This is a genomic window from Streptomyces sp. SL06 (assembly GCF_058244745.1).
The window spans coordinates 1-17,541 of the sequence record NZ_JBSYOT010000002.1; the positions used below are offsets into that span (position 1 = coordinate 1).

Below are 17,541 nucleotides of genomic sequence, written 5' to 3' on the forward strand. Positions count from 1 at the left end.
CCCACTCGGTCACCAACCACCCCCACCACCCCACGAGTGAGAAAGGCTTCCCACACCCATGCAGACCAGGACGGCCCCTGCGACGATCACCAGCGCCCCGGCCGTGTCGTACGGCCGCTTGCTGGAGCAGGTCCGCTACGACGGCGCCTACCCCACCCGCGAACGGGCCGAGGAAGTCGTCTCCGCGGTGCTGGCCGCTCTCGGCCGTCGCGTCACCGGCGAGGAACGCGTCGAGCTGGCCGCCCGTCTGCCCCGCGAAGCGGCGCAGATCTTCGCCGCTCAGATCCCCGGAACGCAACAGCTGACGGGCTGGGCCTTCGTCCGGGACCTCGCCGCCCGCACCGGCGCCGGCCTGGCCACCACACGCTGGGACGTCGGCTCCGTCCTGGGCGCCGTCGCCCGCATCGCCGGCCCCGACCTGCTCGACCGCATCCTCGCCCAACTCCCCTCGGGATACGCGATCCTCTTCGGCCGCGCCGAACTCACGCAGGCAGCCTGACCTCTCCCAGAACAGGCGGGACGGCCACCGCCCCCTCGGGGTCGGGAGCGCCGAGCATCGCGGAAGCCCGTTGGAGCGGGTTGGTGGCCTTCACCGGCGTGGCCCTGGGGACGGTGCGGCAGGTGAAGCCGAGCCGGGCCATCGCCCTGAGCACCTCGTCGCCGCTGAAGTCGCGCCGGTCCTGGCGGGTGAGGACCTGGCCGACCTGCTTGGCGGGGTAGTGGCGGCGGCCGATGATCACGGAGTCGCCGGTGACCGGCTCGGGCTTGACGCCGTTCATGGACTCCAGCACGCCCCCCTTGGTCAGCTCGAACGGAAAACGGGCGATGACACAGCGCACAATGCCTCACAAGAGGAAGGGGATGAGGGTCGTTCGGCCATGGGCCGGTTCGGACCGGTTCAGCGGGAGAGGGGCAGGACGCCCAGGGCGTTGCCGTCCTCGTCGACCACGGGCAGGGCTCCGAGCCGCCGGCGGCGCATCGCGTGCTCGGCCTCGGCCACCGTGGTCAGCGGCGAGGCGAAGGTTCCCTCGCGGTCGGCGAGGTCGCGCAGGCGGACCCGGTCCGCGTACCCGGAGTCGTCCCGCACCGCGGTGAGCCGGGCCCGGGTGACCAGGTCGGTGCACTGGCCGTCCTCGCCGCAGACGACGAGGTGACCCGTGCGGGCGGCGGCCATGACCGAGAGCGCCACCTCGACGGTCATGTCGTCCCAGACCTGCGGCCCGGCCGCGTCCATGGCCTCGGCGGCCGTCCTGCGCACGGTGTCCGCGCCCGTCGGGCGGGGATGCGTCTGGAGCAGCGTCAAAAGGTGCCTCCTGCGACGATGGGCCGGCTCTGCGGTCGGGACGGGACGGTCTAGGCTGCCGCGTCGGTGACGGAGCGCCCCACGGGTGAGCGCCGGGCCGTCGAAACCGGACGGCGCCGGCCGCGCGAGGCGGTGCCGCGCCTCTTGGGTCGTTCGACCACCGGTGCGGTGATGACGACCGGGACGCCGGAGGGGGCCTGGGCACCGGTGATGCGGTGCAGGGCCTCCGCGCCGGCCCGGACCTGGGTGGTCTGCGGGACGATGCCGGCCGTCGCCATGAGGCGGGTCATGGCGCGGCGCTGGCTCGGAGTGACCAGGGTGACGACGCTGCCGGACTCGCCGGCGCGGGCGGTACGGCCGCCGCGGTGGAGGTAGTCCTTGTGGTCGGTCGGCGGGTCGACATTGACGACCAGGTCGAGGCTGTCGACGTGGATGCCGCGGGCCGCGACGTTGGTGGCCACGAGCACGGTGACGTGTCCCGTCTTGAACTGGGTCAGCGTACGGGTGCGCTGCGGCTGGGACTTGCCGCCGTGCAGGGCGGCGGCCCGCACTCCGCTGTTCAGGAGGTGTTCGGTGAGGCGGTCGACGGCGTGCTTGGTGTCCAGGAACATGAGCACCCGCCCTTCGCGCGCCGCGATCTCGGTGGTGGCCGCGTGCTTGTCGGCGCCGTGGACGTGCAGCACGTGGTGCTCCATCGTCGTCACCGCGCCGGCCGACGGATCCACGGAGTGCACGACGGGGTCGCTCAGGTAACGGCGTACGAGCAGATCGACGTTGCGGTCGAGGGTGGCGGAGAACAGCATGCGCTGACCGTCGGGGCGCACCTGGTCGAGCAGGGCGGTGACCTGCGGCATGAACCCCATGTCGGCCATCTGGTCCGCTTCGTCGAGGACGGTGACGCGGACCTGGTCCAGCCGGCAGTCGCCGCGCTCGATGAGGTCCTTGAGAACGTTCCGGGGGTGGCGACGAGGATCTCGACGCCACCGCGCAGCGCGCTCGCCTGCCTGCCGATCGGCATTCCTCCCACGACCGTGGCCAGCCGCAGCCGCACCGACCGGGCGTAGGGCGTGAGCGCGTCGGTGACCTGCTGGGCCAGCTCCCGCGTCGGTACGAGGACCAGGCCCAGCGGCTGCCGGGCCTCGGCGCGCTGTCCGGCGGTACGGGCCAGCAGGGCCAGCCCGAAGGCGAGGGTCTTGCCGGAACCGGTGCGTCCGCGGCCGAGGACGTCGCGGCCGGCGAGGGAGTTCGGCAGGGTCGCGGCCTGGATCGGGAAGGGCAGGGTCACACCCTGCGCGCCGAGCGCGGCCAACAGGCCTGCGGGCATGTCGAGTTCGGCGAAGTCCGCCGCGGCGGGCAGCGCCGGGGTGATCGTCTCCGGGAGTGCGAACTCGCCCTGTACGGCGGCGGGGCGACGGCCCTGGCCGTTGGAACGGAACTGCCCGCCGGAGCGGCTGCGGGCCGGGGAACCGAAGCGGTTGCCGCTCTTCCCGGGGGCGCCGCCGCCGTTACGAGTGCGGGCGAAGCGGTCGTTCGTGCGTGCGTGGTTGTTCATACGGAGCCTTCCTCAATGCGGCACACATCAAGGAATTCCCGCAGCGGAATACGCAGGGAGAATTGCATGAATAGGCCGAATGGAACGAGTATCCGAGGGCCTGAAACCCGTGGATTCCTCGCAGTCGTCCCGCAGGTGAGATCAACTGCGGAAATGTGCATGCAGCTGGGGCCCGCACCCCGAAGGATGCGGGCCCCAGCTACGAAAGTGTGCGCCGGTGTCAGGCGAGGACGATGTTCTCGGCCGTCGGGCCCTTCTGGCCCTGCGCGATGTCGAAGTTCACCTTCTGGCCTTCGAGCAGCTCGCGGAAGCCCTGGGCGGCGATGTTCGAGTAGTGGGCGAACACATCGGCGCCGCCACCCTCCTGCTCGATGAAGCCGAATCCCTTTTCCGCGTTGAACCACTTCACGGTGCCAGTAGTCATGTCTGTCTCCTTCGGGGCAGTGCGTCGGCGTCCGCACTGCACGGACACCGTGTCGCTGCGATGATCAACCCCGCCCGGAAAAAGACCGGCTGAATTCGGGAACCACAACTGCAACTGAGATCGACAGTAGCACGTTGCGACGGCCCGCGTGTGTTGGAAAATTCCACTCCGTTCGCCACCGGAGGGAAACTGCCCGCACATTCTGTAAAACCCTCATCCCGCGGATACAGATAAAAGAGTTCCGTGGGAGCCGCCGTCCTGGGACGGCGGCTCCCACGGTGCTCCGCTGAAGTCCGGGGGTCGCTACGGCTACGGGTGGAGGACCACCTTGGTGTAGCCGTCGATCCGCTTGTCGAACTTGTCGTAGGCGGACGGGGCCTGGTCTAGGGACAGTTCGTGGGAGACGACGAAGCTGGGCTTCGCCCTGCCCTCGATGATCATGTCCCGGAGGTAGCGGTTGTACCGCTTGACGTTGCACTGCCCGGTCCCCATCCGCAGGCCCTTCTCGAAGAGCTTGCCGATCGCGACGAGGAGCATGCCCTGCTTGGCCTGCTCGTCCGGGCCTCCCGGGTCGGCCGGGACGTAGAGCCCGGGAACGCCGAGCGCTCCGGTGGGCCGGACCGTGCCGACGAGTGAGTTCAGGACGGTCGCCGGCTCCTCCTTGCCGGTGCCGCCCGCGGTCGCCTGGTAGCCGACGGCGTCCACGCCCTTGTCCGTGCCGACTCCGTCGGTCTGGTCCTTGATCTGCTCGACCGGGTCGCCCGCGGAGAAGTCGATGGGCACCGCGCCGATCTCCTCGGCCTTGCGCAGCCGCTCGGCGACCCGGTCGACGACGAACACCTTCTTGGCGCCGCGCAGCAGTGCCGAGTAGGCGGCCATGAGTCCGACCGGCCCCGCCCCGTACACCGCGACGCTCTCCCCGGGGCGGACCTGGGCGAGTTCGCAACCGTGGTAGCCGGTGGGGAAGATGTCGGCGAGCAGGATGAAGTCGGTCTCGTGCTCGTCGCCCTCGGGCAGCTTCAGGCAGTTGAAGTCGGCGTACGGCACGCGCAGGTACTCGGCCTGGCCGCCCTTCCAGGGGCCCATCGCGACATAGCCGTACGCGCCGCCGGCGAACCCGGGATTGACCGTCGTGCAGTATCCCGTGTAGCCCTCGGTGCAGTTCCTGCAGAAACCGCAGGCGACGTTGAAGGGCATGACCACGCGGTCGCCCTTCTTCAGTCCGGTGACGCCCTGGCCGACCTCGTCGACGATGCCCATGTTCTCGTGGCCGAAGACGATGCCGGGCTCCGCGGCCGTGCGCCCCTCGTACATGTGCAGGTCGGAACCGCAGATCGCGGTCGACGTGACGTGAACGATCACGTCGTTCGGATGCTGGATGGTCGGTTTCTCCACGTCTTCGACCGCAACAGAGAACGGCCCCTTGTACACGACAGCCTTCATGATCGTGGCCTCCGTTCGTCGAGTCACGTGACCCATCTCTCATGGTTACCCGGTCCACCGGATGGGGCAAGTCGCTACTCTCTTGACAAATGGGGCGACATCTCTCACCAGGGAAGGAGACGCACAGGGTGGCTGCGCAACGACTGGGAACCCTGCTGGTTCCCGTGCCGGGTCTGTCCGGTACCACCTACCCGCCCGGTACGACCGTCACCGTCCGTGGCCGGGGCGCCACCGTCGACGCCTTCGTCAACGGGGACTGGCTTCCTCTGTCGTGGTGGGAGTTCTCCGACGGCCTCCGTGAGGACATCGCGGACCGCTGACCGGCGAGCCGGGGGCGGGGCGTTTCAGTGTTCCGTCCCGGCGAAGCGGTTGAGGCCGATGGCGCCCAGGAGCTGGAGCTTCTCGTGGCCCTCGGTCCCGGGCGGAGCGGTGAGGACCAGCAGAGTCTGGGACTGGTCCTCGGTGAACAGGGCCTGGCAGTCCAGTTCGATCGGGCCGAGTTCGGGGTGGACGAGGGTCTTGTGGTCCTCGAATCGCCGCGCAACCTCGTGCCGGGCCCACAGCTCGGCGAACTCCTCGCTCTCCTTCTGCAGGGTTCGTACGAGGTCCGCGGCCCTGGAGCGGGCCCCGCGCAGCCCGTAGGCGGCCCGCAGATTCGCGACCTGGGCCCGGCCCTGCCGGTCCCAGTCGCCCTCGGGGTAGATCGACCGCTCCGCCGGGTCGGTGAACCAGCGGTAGATGCCGCTGCGGGCCGGGCCCGTGTGCCTCGATCCGTCCCCGAAGAGGGCCACGGCCATCCTGTTCTGCACGAGCATCTCGGCCAGATCGGTGAGCACGAGCGCCGGAGTGTCGTCGAGCCTGTCCAGCACCCGCATCAGGGCGGGGGCGACGTGCGCCGGAGCCGACAGCACCGCCGGGGCGTTGTGCCCGGCGATCCGGTACAGGTAGTCGCGCTCGGCACTCGTCAGCCGCAGGGCGCGGGCGAGCGACGCCAGCATGTGGGCGCTGGGCTGCGGGCCGCGCCGCTGCTCCAGTCGCGTGTAGTAGTCGGTAGACATCACGGCGAGGGAGGCGACCTCCTCACGCCGCAGTCCCCGGGTCCGCCGACGCGGCCCGGCGGGGAGGCCGACCGCCTCCGGCTGGAGCGCCTCGCGGCGGCGGCGCAGGAAGTCGGCGAGTGCTGCACGGTCCATGGCAGCCATTATCGTCCGGTCGGGTGGGCGATCCAGGGATCGCCGGTCCCTGGACAAGCGGTCCCTGCCCCCGCGGGGGCGGATCGGCGACGCTGGAAGCATGAACATCTCCGGAAACACCGTCTTCATCCCCGGCGCCACCAGCGGCATCGGTCTCGCGCTCGCCCTCGCGCTGCAGGCCCGGGGGAACACCGTCGTCGTCGGCGGTCGCCGCACCGAGTTGCTCGAGGAGATCGCCGCCCGGCACCCCGGCATCGACACCGTGCGGGTGGACACCACGGACGCGGTGAGCATCGACGCCGCCGCGAAGCAGGTCCTGGCCGCCCACCCCGACCTCAACGTCCTGGTGACGATGGCCGGTGTGATGCGCGCCGAGGACTGGCACGCCCCCGCGACGTTCCTCGCCAGCGCCGAGGCCACCGTGACGACGAACGTGCTCGGCCCGATCCGGCTCATCGCGGCGTTCGTCGAACATCTGCTGGCACAGCCCGACGCCACCATCATGACCGTCTCGTCGGGCCTGGCGTTCACCCCGCTCAAGATCACGCCCAGCTACAACGCGTCGAAGGCGGCGATCCACATGCTCAGCGAGTCCGTGCGGCTGCAACTCGCCGACACCTCGGTGAAGGTCGTGGAACTCGAACCGCCCGCCGTGCGCACCGCACTGCTGCCCGGACACGAGGACAACGAACTCGCCATGCCGCTCGACGAGTTCGTCGCAGAGGTGATGGACCTGATCGAGGCCCGGCCCGACGCCAGGGAAATCCAGGTCGAGCGGGTGAAGTTCCTGCGCTACGGGGAGGCCCGCGGCGACTACGACCAGGTCGTCGAGGCGCTCAACTCCACCGACCCGCACGGCAAGTAGCCCCGGGAAGTGGCCGACTCCACGTAGCCGAGCAGCCGGTCGGCGCGATCGACCCGCAGACCGCGCCGGCCGACCGGGCCGACCGACCGGGCCGACCGGTCAGGACAGCACCAGCTCCGGGGAGTACGTGTCGAGCCACAGGGCGAGGTCCAGTGTGCGTTCCAGACCGCGCCGCGACGCCTGGGAGATCTGCGGGGTCTCCCGGCCGGCGGCCGACTCGACGCGTGCCGGGTCCACGATCTCGAAGACCCTGTGCGAGGGCCGGGACAGCAGGTCCCTGACGTGGTCCTGGAGCGCCACCGCGTACTTGGGGTCCTGGGTGGAGGGGTACGGGCTCTTCACCCTGTCGTACACCGAGCGCGGCAGCACGTCGGCGGTGGCCTCGCGCAGCAGACTCTTCTCACGGCCGTCGAACGACTTCAGCGCCCAGGGCGTGTTGTAGACGTACTCGACGAGTCGGTGGTCGCAGAACGGCACACGTACCTCGAGGCCGACGGCCATGCTCGCCCGGTCCTTGCGGTCGAGCAGCACCCGCACGAAACGGGTCAGATGCTGGTGGCTGATCCTGCGCATCGTGTACTCGAAGTCGCTCTCGCCGTCGAGCCGCTGGATGCCCAAGACCGCGTCGCGGTAGCTGTCCGCGACGTACGACGTGAGATCGAGGGCGGCGGTCAGGTCCGGGCGGAGCACGTCGGCGTCATTGCCGAAGTGCCGGCCGAACTGCGCCAGCCAGGGGAAGGTCTCGGACTTGCGGGCCTCCTCGTCGAAGAACTGGAGGTAGCCGCCGAAGACCTCGTCGGCGGACTCGCCGGACAGGGCGACCGTGGAGTGCTCGCGGACCGACTTGAAGAGCAGGTAGAGCGAGGCGTCCATGTCCCCGAAGCCCATGGGGAGGTCACGGGCGCGGATCACCCGTGAGCGCACCTCGGGGTCGGCGAGCGAGTTCGAGTCGAGCACGATGTCACGGTGATCGGTGCGGGCCGCCCGCGCCACGTCGTGGACGAAGGGCGTGTCCGGGGTGCCGCGCAGCTCGTCGGCGACGAAGTTCTCGGTCTGTCCGACGAAGTCGACGGCGAAGCTGCGGACGGTCTCACCGGTCTCGGCGAGCCGGCCGGCGGCCAGTGCGGTCATCGCGGAGGAGTCGAGGCCGCCGGAGAGCAGGGTGCAGCGGGGCACGTCCGAGACGAGCTGGCGGCGCACGATGTCGTCGAGGAGCGAGCGGACGGTGGCGATGGTGGTGTCGCGGTCGTCCGTGTGCGGCCGGGTCTCCAGTCGCCAGTACACGTGCCGGCGCAGGCCGCCGCGGTCCACCGTGACGATGGTGCCGGGCTCGACCTCGCGCATGCCGTCCCACACTGCATGGCCTGGAGTCTTCACGAGAGTGAACAGCTCGCGCAGGCCGTCGAGGGTGACCCGCGCCTTGGCGAGCGGGTTGGCGAGGACGGCCTTGGGCTCGGAGCCGAAGAGGACACCGTCGGGCGTCTCGTGGTAGTAGAACGGCTTGATGCCCATCCGGTCCCGGATCATCACGAGCCTGTCGTGCCGGCCGTCCCACACGGCGAAGGCGTACATGCCGTTGAGGCGTCCGGCGACCGCCGCGCCCCATTCCACATAGCCGCGCAGCACGACCTCCGTGTCGGAGTCGGTGGTGAACCGGTGGCCCCGCCGGACGAGTTCCTGCCGCAGCTCGGTGTAGTTGTACGTTTCGCCGGAGTAGACGACGGCCACGGCGCCCTCGGGGGTTTCGACGGTCATGGGCTGGCGTCCGCCCGGCGGATCGATGATGGCCAGCCGGCGATGACCGAGCCCGGCGGGTCCGCTGATCCAGGTCCCGCGGTCGTCCGGGCCTCGGCAGGACATCGTCTCCGTCATCGCGTCGAGTGTGCCGGCCGCGGTTCGCAGGTCACGGTCGAAGGAAATCCAGCCGGTGATGCCGCACATACGATGCTCCTCCTGCTTCCGGTCGCCGGCCGGCCCGCCCCAAGGCCGCCGCCTCCGACTGCAACTCCGGGAGCGGGGCGGACGGGTGGGCCGGACCAAACCAGTTGTATCCAGCACCTATGTAACGAGCCTGTGACACAGCGCTCACCCGGGTCAACTCGGTGTTGACCCGCCGGGCGGGACCACCCGGCGATTTTCAGACGCACACAGTGCGGCACTTTGCGAAGACATGCCCACGCAACGCCCGCCGTCACCAGGTCATGGGCTTCCGGGAGGCGAGGGGATCCGGCCACGGGCAAAGCTTTGCCCAATCCGGCCGTGCTGTATCCGATCCGGTGGCCGCCTCGGCGGAGCCGTTCGTCCGCTTCCGTTCGCCGGCTTCCGTTCGCCGGTGCCGTCATCGAGCAGGAATGAAGAAGCCCCGGCGCTCGCGCCGTGCCTAGCGTGGTCGTCATGACTCACCTCGTGTCCATCACCCTGGAGGTGGCCGACCCCACGGCCGCCGACCGCTTCTACTCCGCCGCGTTCGGTCTGGGCCCGCAGGTGCGTCTGCGGGCCTCCGCCGCGCCCACGGCCGGCTTCCGCGGGTTCACCGTGTCGATCACGGTGCCCCGGCCGGCCGACGTCGACAGCTTCCTCGGCTCCGCCCTCGACGCCGGCGCCACAGCGCTGAAGCCGGCCTCGAAGTCCCTGTGGGGCTACGGCGGCGTCGTACAGGCCCCGGACGGCACGGTCTGGAAGGTCGCGACCTCGTCGAAGAAGGACACCGGCCCCGCCACCCGGCAGATCGACGACCTCGTGCTCCTGCTGGGCGCCGAGGACGTCAGGGCGAGCAAGCGGTTCTACGTCGAGCAGGGCCTGACCGTGGCGAAGAGCTTCGGCGGCAGGTACGTCGAGTTCGCCTCCGGGGAGGACGGCGCCGTCAAGCTGGGGCTGTACAAGCACCGGGGCCTGGCCAAGGACGCCGGTGTGCCCGGGGAGGGCAGCGGCTCGCACCGGATCGTGCTCGGCGGCACCACCGGGAACTTCACCGACCCGGACGGCTTCACCTGGGAACCCGCGACGGTGTGAGGGGAGTTGCGTTCTGCCGCTCGGGGGACGGTGATCGTCCGTAGTGGTCCCGCATGGCTCACTCCGCACCGGCTACGCCCGCACGATGCGCTCCACCAGTTCCGGGATCCATTCCACGTACTCGATCTCCGCGCCGCCGCGATGGCGCGCGTACAGGAACCGACCGGTGGCACTGGCGCTCTCCGGTGTGGTGATCTCGGCACCTGCGGTCACGAGAGTCCTGGTCAGGGCGTCGAGGTCGTCGACGATCACGGTGGCGCTGGCATGGGAGTAGCGGGCACGCTGCGCCGGCGGCCCCGCGATGACGAGGAAGTCGCCGATCGCCGCGAGTTCGATGGAGTCGAAAGCGAAGCGCAGGTCGGGCTCCGCGCCGGTCAGTTCGCGCAGCAGTGCCAGCGACTCCTCCAACTCGTCGGTCCACAGGCGTGCGTACGTCTTGAGAATGGTCACGGCTCTCCCCTGCGGCAACTGGTGAATCCCCGGGAACCGTAGCGCGGGAAGGCGTACCAGGGAGTGGACGCGGGGTTGGTGCCGGGCTGCGGCTGTTGTAGAAATGGGCCTCATGAATTCCGAGTCCCTGGTGCGCCGCCTGGTCATCGACCTGTGCCGACGTTCCGGGCTCGTGTTGTCTCTGACCTGAGTTCTCCCTCGCGCCCTGTCATGCGGTGATCTCACCCGCGTCGAGGCCGTTCCCGCGTCCTGCCCCGGGGCGCGGCCCTCTTCTTCGTTCGTCATCATCACTCGCTCGGGACCAGGTCACCCCTGTCGGTCGGCGGCAGCCGCTCAGGTCCCGGGCGCCCATGGAGGACGCTCCCGTGTCCACGACTTCCCCCGCACGCACGCCGGATGACAGCGCGCACGTGCCCGCGTCCAAGTCCCGCCCGCCCGGCCGGAGCACCTGGACGCGCGTGCGTCATGTCGCCCTGCCGTTCGGCTCGTTGCTGCTCTTCCTCGCCCTGTGGCAGCTGCTGGCGGCGAGCGGGACGTGGAGCGAGACGCTGGTGCCGCCGCCCGCCCGGGTGTGGGACGCGTTCGTCGACGTCTCCACCACCCACGACGGCGTGCGCGGCTACAACGGCACCACTCTCGTCGAGCACCTCGGCATCAGCCTGCGGCGCATCGCGCTCGGCGCCGGTATCGGCATCGCCGCCGGGGTGGTCTTCGGGCTGCTCATGGGAACCGTCGGCTGGGTGCGCTCGCTGTTCGAGCCCTGGATCACCTTCCTGCGGACGCTGCCGCCGCTGGCGTACTTCTCGCTGCTCATCATCTGGCTGGGCATCAACGAGGAGCCGAAGATCACCCTGTTGGCCGTGGCCGCCTTCCCACCCGTGGCGGTGTCCACCACCACGGCCGTGTCCGCCGTACCTCGGGACCTGCTGGAGGCGGCCCGCGCGCTCGGCGCGTCACGGTGGGGCGTCGTCAGGGACGTCGTCGTGCCGTCCGCCCTGCCGGAGACGCTCACCGGGATACGTCTCGCGGTGGGTGTGGCCTACTCCTCCCTGGTCGCCGCCGAGTTGGTCAACGGACTGCCGGGCATCGGCGGCATGGTCAAGGACGCCGCCAACTACAACAACACCCCTGTGGTGCTGGTCGGCATCATCGCCATCGGCGCCTCCGGTCTGGTCATCGACGGCCTGCTGCTGCGACTGGAGCGCACGGTCGTTCCCTGGCGCGGTCGCACCTAGTCTCCCCGCTTCTCCTCAAGGCACCTCCTCAAGGCGCCTCCTCCACAGAAACGGCCACCGCCATGTCCCGTGTCCCCCAAGGTCCGTCCCGCCGCCTTCTGCTGGCCGGTGCCCTGGCCGCCGTGTCCGCCGCCGCCACCGGCTGCTCCTCGGACAGCTCCGCGTCCGGCGGCTCCAAGCGGCTGCGGATCGGCTACTTCGCCTTTCCCAGCGGCGACTTGCTCGTGAAGAACAGAAAGCTCCTGGAGAAGGCGCTGCCGGACTACAAGATCACCTGGATCAAGTTCGACTCGGGCGCCAGCGTCAACCAGGCCTTCCTCGGCAAGTCCCTCGACATCGCCGCGCTGGGCTCCAGCCCGTTCGCTCGCGGGGTGTCCGGCAACTCGCCCATCCCGTACAAGGTCGCCTGGATCCTCGACGTGGCGGGCGAGAACGAGGCCCTTGTGGCGCGCAAGAGCACCGGCATCACCGATGTCGCCGGGCTCAAGGGCAAGAAGACAGCCACGCCCTTCGCCTCCACGTCGCACTACAGTCTGCTCTCGGCGCTGGACAGGGCCGGGCTCGCACCGTCCGACGTGGAACTCATCGACCTCCAGCCGCAGCCGATCCTCGCCGCCTGGCAACGGGGCGACATCGACGCCGCCTACGTCTGGCTGCCGACCCTGGACGAGCTGCGCGAGAGCGGCACCCAGCTCACCAGCAGCACGGAGATCGGGGCCGCCGGAAAGCCGACGCTCGACCTGTCCGTCGTGTCGGACGACCTGATCGCACGGGACCCCGAGGCGATCGCCGCCTGGCGCAAGGCGGAGGCCGAGGCCCTTCGTCTGCTCAAGTCCGACCGGGAGGGCACGGCCAAGGCCGTCTCGGCCGAACTCGGCATCAGTGCACAGGACGCCCAGGCGCAGCTCTCGCAGGGGGTGTTCCTCACCCCGGAGCAGGTCGTGTCCGCCGACTGGCTGGGCAGCGACGGCAACCCGGGCAAGCTGCTCACCTATGTCACGGACACCGGCCGGTTCCTGGCGGCCCAGAAGCAGATCGGCGCCGCACCGTCGCAGGACGTGGTCCGCAAGGCGTTCTACCTCGAAGGGCTGACCGATGTCCTCAAGTGAGACCACCGCCGAGACCGCCCCGGCCGAGCGGCCCGCGGACACCGTCAGCGCGGGCTCCGTACGCCTCGACCGGGTCATCCACCGGTACGGCCGGGGCGGCGAGGCATTCACCGCCGTGGGACCGGTCGATCTGACCGTTCCGGCCGGGGAGTTCCTGGTCCTGGTGGGCGCCTCCGGCTGTGGCAAGAGCACGCTGCTGCGGCTGATCGCCGGCTTCGAGCGGCCCACGCAGGGCGCGGTACGGGTCTCCGGAACCGAGCCGCGCCCCGGTGACACGGCCGGCGTGGTGTTCCAGACGCCGCGGCTGTTCCCGTGGCGGACCGTGCGGGGCAACATCGATCTGGCGCTGCGCTACGCGGGGGTGGAGCGCGGGCAATGGGCCGAGCGGCGTGCGGAGTTGCTGGCGCGAGTCGGTCTGGAGGGCACCGAGAAGCGGCACGTGTGGGAGATATCCGGCGGACAGCAGCAGCGTGTCGCCATCGCCCGAGCCCTGGCCGCCGAGAACCCGCTCCTCCTGCTCGACGAACCCTTCGCGGCGCTGGACGCGCTGACTCGGGAACGGCTTCAGGAGGATGTCCGCCGCGTGACGGAACGGACCGGGCGCACCGCGGTGTTCGTGACGCACTCCGCGGACGAGGCCGTGTTCCTCGGCTCCCGCATCGTGGTGCTGTCCAAGAGTCCCGGGACCGTGGCACTCGACCTTCCGATCGGCCTGCCGCGCGGCAACGTCGATGCCGAGGCGTTGCGGGACTCGGGAGAGTTCGCCGAGTTGCGCACCCGGGTCTCCCGCGCCGTCAAGGCCGCCGCGGCGGCCTGACCTCCGGCCTCTCGGTCTCACCGGGTTCGCCGGAACGACGGGGCGTGTTGGATTCGCGGTGCCTATCCTGTGGTGGTGATCGGATGCGAGCCTCTGGCCGTCTTCCTCACCGTGCCGGTCGCGGTGCCGGGGCCGAGCGCAACTGTGGTGCCGACGGGAGGCAGGTGGACATGGGTGACAGGCCGCTGCGGAAGCTCGGGTTCCTCACGATCGGGCTGTTCGACGAGGACGATCCGGGCCGGGGGCACGAGACCACGCTGCGCATGGTGGAGCTGGGTGAGCAACTCGGCTACGACAGCGCGTGGGTGCGCCATCGCCACCTCCAGTACGGCATCGCCTCACCCGTGGCGGTCCTGGCGGCCGCCACCCAGCGCACCAGCCGCATCCAGCTCGGTACCGCGGTCACGCCCCTGGGGTGGGAGAACCCGCTGCGCCTGGCCGAGGACTGGTCGACCGTCGACATCCTGTCCAACGGCCGGCTCAACCCCGGGGTGAGCACCGGTCCGCCGATGCACTTCGAACGGGTCAAGGACGCCCTGTATCCGGACACGGCCGACGCCGAGGAGTTCGGGTACGAGCGGGTGCGGCGCCTCCTCGCCCATGTCGCGGGGGAGCCGGTCACGGATTTCCGCGGCACCGAGGGCATCGAGACCTACTCGAACCGTGTGCAGCCCCACTCCCCCGGTCTGCGGGAACGCATGTGGTACGGGGGCGGCAGTCTGCGCTCGGCCCGCTGGGCCGGGGAGAACTCCATGAACTTCCTCACCAGCAGCGTGGTCAAGGCCGAGGAGCCCGGGGAGGGCGAGGGGTCCGAGGACTTCGCCGCCATCCAGCTCTCCCACATCCGGGCCTTCCGGGCGGCCCACCCCGCCGGGGAGGCGGCCCGGGTCTCCCAGGGGCTCGTGGTGATCCCCACCGACTCGGCCGACGCCGCGCAGCGGGCCAAGTACGAGGCATACGCGGCGCATCGGCTGCCCCGCACGACACAGCCGCAGGGTCCGGCCCGGCTGCTGTTCGCCCCGGACCTGGTGGGCCCGTCCGAGTGGATCGCGGAGCGTCTCCACGCCCATGTGGCGTTTCGGGAGGTGGACGAGGTGGCCTTCGCCCTGCCCTTCTCCTTCGACCAGAAGGACTACGAGCAGATCCTCACCGACATCTCCGGCCGGCTCGGACCGGCGCTGGGCTGGAGCGCGGCCGGCTGACGGCCGGCCGGTGTTCTCGGCCTGTCGCGGGCTCCCTGTCGGAGTTGTGTCCGCCGCGTGTCCAAGCCGGGGGTCACGCGCGGAGTGCTGGTGTGCCCTGCCCGCGTGTGGTTACCTTGGTCCCATGACCGTGCTCGTGATCCGCCGCCACGTCGACTACGTGCGCGTCACCACCACGGGCTGTCAGGCTGCGGGCTGAGTCCGCGCTCCGGCCTCTGACCAGCCTTTTCCGCCGCTTCCTACCGACCGCCGCCCTGTCCGGGCGCGGTTTGCCGGTCCAGCGGCTCCTTCACACTCCGCTCCGTCCTCCGCGCACGCCTGCGTGCCCGGAGCCACCCGGAGCACACGCCCGCCTTCACACGCCGCGCACCCGCACCCGCACGAGGGAGAACCATGTCCCAGCCCATCGACTCCGTCACCGCCGGCCACACCCCCGACGACGAGCCCACCGGGCCCGACACCGCCGCCTGGTCCTTCGAGACCAAGCAGGTCCACGCCGGTGCCGCGCCCGACCCGGTGACCGGCGCGCGGGCGACCCCGATCTACCAGACGACATCGTTCGTCTTCCGGGACACCCAGCACGCCGCCGATCTGTTCTCGCTGGCCGAACCCGGCAACATCTACACCCGCATCCACAACCCCACCCAGGACGCCTTCGAGCAGCGCGTCGCCGCCCTGGAGGGCGGGGTCGCGGCCGTCGCGCTGTCCTCCGGGCAGGCGGCGGAGGCCCTGGCGATCCTCACGCTGGCGGGCTCCGGCGACCACATCGTCTCCAGCGCGTCGCTGTACGGCGGCACGTACAACCTGTTCCGGCACACGCTGCCGAGGCTGGGCATCGAGGTGTCCTTCGTCACCGACCCCGACGACCTCGCGGCCTGGCGGGCGGCGATCCGGCCGAACACCAAGGCCCTGTTCGCGGAGACCCTGGGCAATCCGCGCGGCAACGTGCTCGACGTGCGGGCGGTCGCGGACGCCGCCCACGAGGCGGGCGTACCGCTGATCGTGGACAACACGGTGCCGACTCCCTACCTGCTGCGGCCGATCGAGCACGGCGCGGACATCGTCGTGCACTCGGCGACCAAGTTCCTGGGCGGGCACGGCACCGCCATCGCGGGCGTGGTCGTGGACGGCGGCACCTTCGACTTCGGGGCGCACGCCGACCGGTTCCCCGACTTCACCGAGCCCGACCCCAGCTACCACGGACTGCGCTACTGGCCCGCCCTCGGCGCGGGCGCCTTCGCCGTCAAGCTGCGCGTGCAGTTGCTGCGCGACCTCGGGCCCGCCATCTCTCCGCACTCGGCGTTCCTCCTGCTCCAGGGCGTGGAGACGCTCAGTCTGCGCATCGAGCGGCACTCGGCGAACGCGCTGGCGCTCGCCGAGTGGCTTGAGCGGCGGGACGAGGTCGCCGCCGTCCACTATCCCGGACTGCGGTCCAGCAAGTGGTACGAGGCGGGGCAGCGGTATCTGCCGCGCGGTGCGGGCGCGATCGTCTCCTTCGAGCTGCGGGACGGCGTCGAGGCGGGCAAGCGCTTCGTGGACGCCGTCGAGCTGTTCAGCCATCTCGCCAACATCGGCGACGTGCGCAGCCTCATCATCCACCCGGCGTCCACGACGCACAGCCAGCTCGACGAGGAACAGCTCGCGGCCACCGGCACCTCCCCCGGCCTGGTGCGCCTGTCCGTCGGCATCGAGAACCTCGTCGACCTCAAGGCCGACCTGGAGGCCGGGTTCCGGGCGGCGAAGGGCGCGTCCTGAACACCGTACTGACGCCCTCGCAGGCACCCCTCCCGCCGGCCACCGGTGCCTGGCGGGAGGGGGACCCGCCCGGTCGGCGCCGGTGGTACGTCCGCGACGCCCCGCTGCCTTTGGAGGCGGGCGGTGAACTGCCGGGCGTGCGGCTCGCGTTCGAGACCTGGGGGCGTCTCGCAGCGGACCGCTCCAACGCCGTGCTGGTGCTGCACGCCCTCACCGGCGACAGCCATGTCGCCGGCCCCGCCGGGCCGGGTCACCCCACTCCGGGATGGTGGGACGGGCTCGTCGGACCCGGGGCGGCGCTCGACACGGACCGATGGTTCGTCGTCGCCCCCAATGTGCTGGGCGGCTGCCAGGGCAGTACCGGGCCGTCCTCCGCGCGCCCCGGCGGAGGGCGCTGGGGCGGCGACTTCCCGTTCCTGACCCAGCGCGACCAGACCGCGGCCGAGGCCGGCCTCGCCGACGCGCTGGGCATCGACCGCTGGGCCCTGGTGGCGGGCGGCTCGATGGGCGGGATGCGCGCCCTGGAGTGGGCGGTGTCGTATCCGGAGCGGACGGGCGCGCTGCTGCTGCTCGCCACGACGGCCGCGGCGAGCGCCGAACAGATCGCGTGGGCCGACATCCAACTGCGCGCCATCCGCTCCGACCCCCACTGGCGCGGCGGGCATTACCACGACGCCGACCGGGGGCCGCACGCCGGGCTCGGGCTGGCCCGGCGGCTCGCCCATGTGACGTACCGCAGCGAACCGGAACTCCAGGGCCGCTTCGGCCGCTCGCCCAGGAGGCCGAGGACCCGTGGCGCGGCGGCAGGTACCAGGTCGAGTCCTATCTCGACCACCACGCCGCCAAGCTGGTGCGCCGCTTCGACGCGGGCAGCTACGTCGTGCTGTCCGAGGCCATGAACAGTCACGACATCGGCCGCGGTCGCGGCGGTGTGCGCGCCGCCCTGCGCCGGGTGACCGCCCGCACCCTTGTGGCCGGTGTCGACTCCGACCGCCTCTACCCGCCCTCGCAGCAGGCGGAACTGGCGGCGGGCATCCCCGCCGCCGACCGCCTTCGTCTGATCGAGTCCCGCCACGGCCACGACGGCTTTCTCATCGCGGTGGAGCAGGTCGCCGCGCTCGTGGCGGAACTCATCGCCTGAGCCCCCACCCCCGAACCTTGCACCTTGAGCAGGAGGACAC

16 protein-coding genes and 2 pseudogenes are annotated in these 17,541 nt (G+C 70.8%); 10 read left to right on the forward strand and 8 right to left on the reverse strand.

The features are described from left to right. The first annotated feature begins 58 nt into the window (after window positions 1–58). Window positions 59–499, forward strand: coding sequence for a DUF2267 domain-containing protein (locus AC4IHM_RS00370; RefSeq protein WP_490865062.1), 441 nt, complete (start codon window positions 59–61; stop codon window positions 497–499). On the opposite strand, the gene AC4IHM_RS00375 is transcribed toward AC4IHM_RS00370, so the two are convergent. The 5 genes and pseudogenes from AC4IHM_RS00375 to AC4IHM_RS00395 form a co-directional block, all read right to left on the reverse strand. Further along, complete coding sequence (locus AC4IHM_RS00375) at window positions 483–839, reverse strand: SCO5918 family protein (RefSeq protein ID WP_490865063.1); 357 nt, start codon at window positions 837–839, stop codon at window positions 483–485. The two genes, AC4IHM_RS00370 and AC4IHM_RS00375, sit on opposite strands and share 17 nt — an antisense overlap. 59 nt (window positions 840–898) lie before the next feature. Then, entirely contained in the window at window positions 899–1,303 is a 405-nt protein-coding gene (locus AC4IHM_RS00380) for a CBS domain-containing protein (protein WP_490865064.1), read from the reverse strand. Window positions 1,304–1,353: 50 nt separating this feature from the next. Further along, window positions 1,354–2,855, reverse strand: a pseudogene (locus tag AC4IHM_RS00385) (DEAD/DEAH box helicase). 220 nt (window positions 2,856–3,075) lie between these two features. Next, complete coding sequence (locus AC4IHM_RS00390; RefSeq protein WP_490865065.1) at window positions 3,076–3,279, reverse strand: cold-shock protein; 204 nt, start codon at window positions 3,277–3,279, stop codon at window positions 3,076–3,078. Between the two features lie 309 nt (window positions 3,280–3,588). After that, window positions 3,589–4,722, reverse strand: a complete 1,134-nt coding sequence (locus AC4IHM_RS00395; protein WP_490865066.1) for a glutathione-independent formaldehyde dehydrogenase — start codon at window positions 4,720–4,722, stop codon at window positions 3,589–3,591. 128 nt (window positions 4,723–4,850) lie between these two features. On the opposite strand from AC4IHM_RS00395, the gene AC4IHM_RS00400 reads away from it, so the two are divergent. After that, entirely contained in the window at window positions 4,851–5,042 is a 192-nt protein-coding gene (locus AC4IHM_RS00400; RefSeq protein ID WP_030931808.1) for a hypothetical protein, read from the forward strand. Between the two features lie 24 nt (window positions 5,043–5,066). On the opposite strand, the gene AC4IHM_RS00405 is transcribed toward AC4IHM_RS00400, so the two are convergent. Next, on the reverse strand, window positions 5,067–5,915 hold the full coding sequence (locus AC4IHM_RS00405) for a helix-turn-helix transcriptional regulator (protein WP_490865067.1): 849 nt from the start codon (window positions 5,913–5,915) through the stop codon (window positions 5,067–5,069). Between the two features lie 100 nt (window positions 5,916–6,015). Between AC4IHM_RS00405 and AC4IHM_RS00410 the strand changes: the two genes are divergently transcribed. Further along, window positions 6,016–6,780, forward strand: coding sequence for an SDR family oxidoreductase (locus AC4IHM_RS00410; protein WP_490865068.1), 765 nt, complete (start codon window positions 6,016–6,018; stop codon window positions 6,778–6,780). 99 nt (window positions 6,781–6,879) lie between these two features. On the opposite strand, the gene asnB is transcribed toward AC4IHM_RS00410, so the two are convergent. After that, on the reverse strand, window positions 6,880–8,721 hold the full coding sequence (gene asnB / locus AC4IHM_RS00415) for an asparagine synthase (glutamine-hydrolyzing) (RefSeq protein WP_490865069.1): 1,842 nt from the start codon (window positions 8,719–8,721) through the stop codon (window positions 6,880–6,882). 453 nt (window positions 8,722–9,174) lie between these two features. Between asnB and AC4IHM_RS00420 the strand changes: the two genes are divergently transcribed. Next, entirely contained in the window at window positions 9,175–9,792 is a 618-nt protein-coding gene (locus tag AC4IHM_RS00420) for a glyoxalase (protein ID WP_490865070.1), read from the forward strand. 72 nt (window positions 9,793–9,864) lie between these two features. Here AC4IHM_RS00420 and AC4IHM_RS00425 read toward each other — a convergent pair whose 3' ends face one another. Continuing rightward, entirely contained in the window at window positions 9,865–10,242 is a 378-nt protein-coding gene (locus tag AC4IHM_RS00425; protein ID WP_490865071.1) for a VOC family protein, read from the reverse strand. A 458-nt stretch (window positions 10,243–10,700) separates the two neighbouring features. Between AC4IHM_RS00425 and AC4IHM_RS00430 the strand changes: the two genes are divergently transcribed. From AC4IHM_RS00430 to metX, 6 genes and pseudogenes are all read left to right on the forward strand, one after another. Further along, window positions 10,701–11,477 (forward strand): ABC transporter permease, encoded by a 777-nt coding sequence (locus tag AC4IHM_RS00430; RefSeq protein WP_490870725.1) that lies wholly within the window; start codon window positions 10,701–10,703, stop codon window positions 11,475–11,477. A 62-nt stretch (window positions 11,478–11,539) separates the two neighbouring features. Then, on the forward strand, window positions 11,540–12,586 hold the full coding sequence (locus AC4IHM_RS00435; RefSeq protein ID WP_490865072.1) for a taurine ABC transporter substrate-binding protein: 1,047 nt from the start codon (window positions 11,540–11,542) through the stop codon (window positions 12,584–12,586). After that, window positions 12,573–13,403: an ABC transporter ATP-binding protein gene (locus AC4IHM_RS00440; RefSeq protein ID WP_490865073.1), complete on the forward strand. Its 831-nt coding sequence runs from the start codon at window positions 12,573–12,575 to the stop codon at window positions 13,401–13,403. Before AC4IHM_RS00435 ends, AC4IHM_RS00440 begins: the two co-directional genes overlap by 14 nt. A 170-nt stretch (window positions 13,404–13,573) precedes the next feature. Beyond that, complete coding sequence (locus AC4IHM_RS00445; RefSeq protein WP_490865074.1) at window positions 13,574–14,605, forward strand: LLM class flavin-dependent oxidoreductase; 1,032 nt, start codon at window positions 13,574–13,576, stop codon at window positions 14,603–14,605. A gap of 393 nt (window positions 14,606–14,998) precedes the next feature. Further along, window positions 14,999–16,360, forward strand: a complete 1,362-nt coding sequence (locus AC4IHM_RS00450) for a bifunctional o-acetylhomoserine/o-acetylserine sulfhydrylase (protein WP_490865075.1) — start codon at window positions 14,999–15,001, stop codon at window positions 16,358–16,360. After that, a pseudogene (gene metX / locus AC4IHM_RS00455) lies at window positions 16,357–17,501 on the forward strand (homoserine O-acetyltransferase MetX). The gene AC4IHM_RS00450 and the pseudogene metX overlap by 4 nt, the downstream one beginning before the upstream one ends. The last annotated feature ends 40 nt before the right edge of the window (window positions 17,502–17,541 follow it).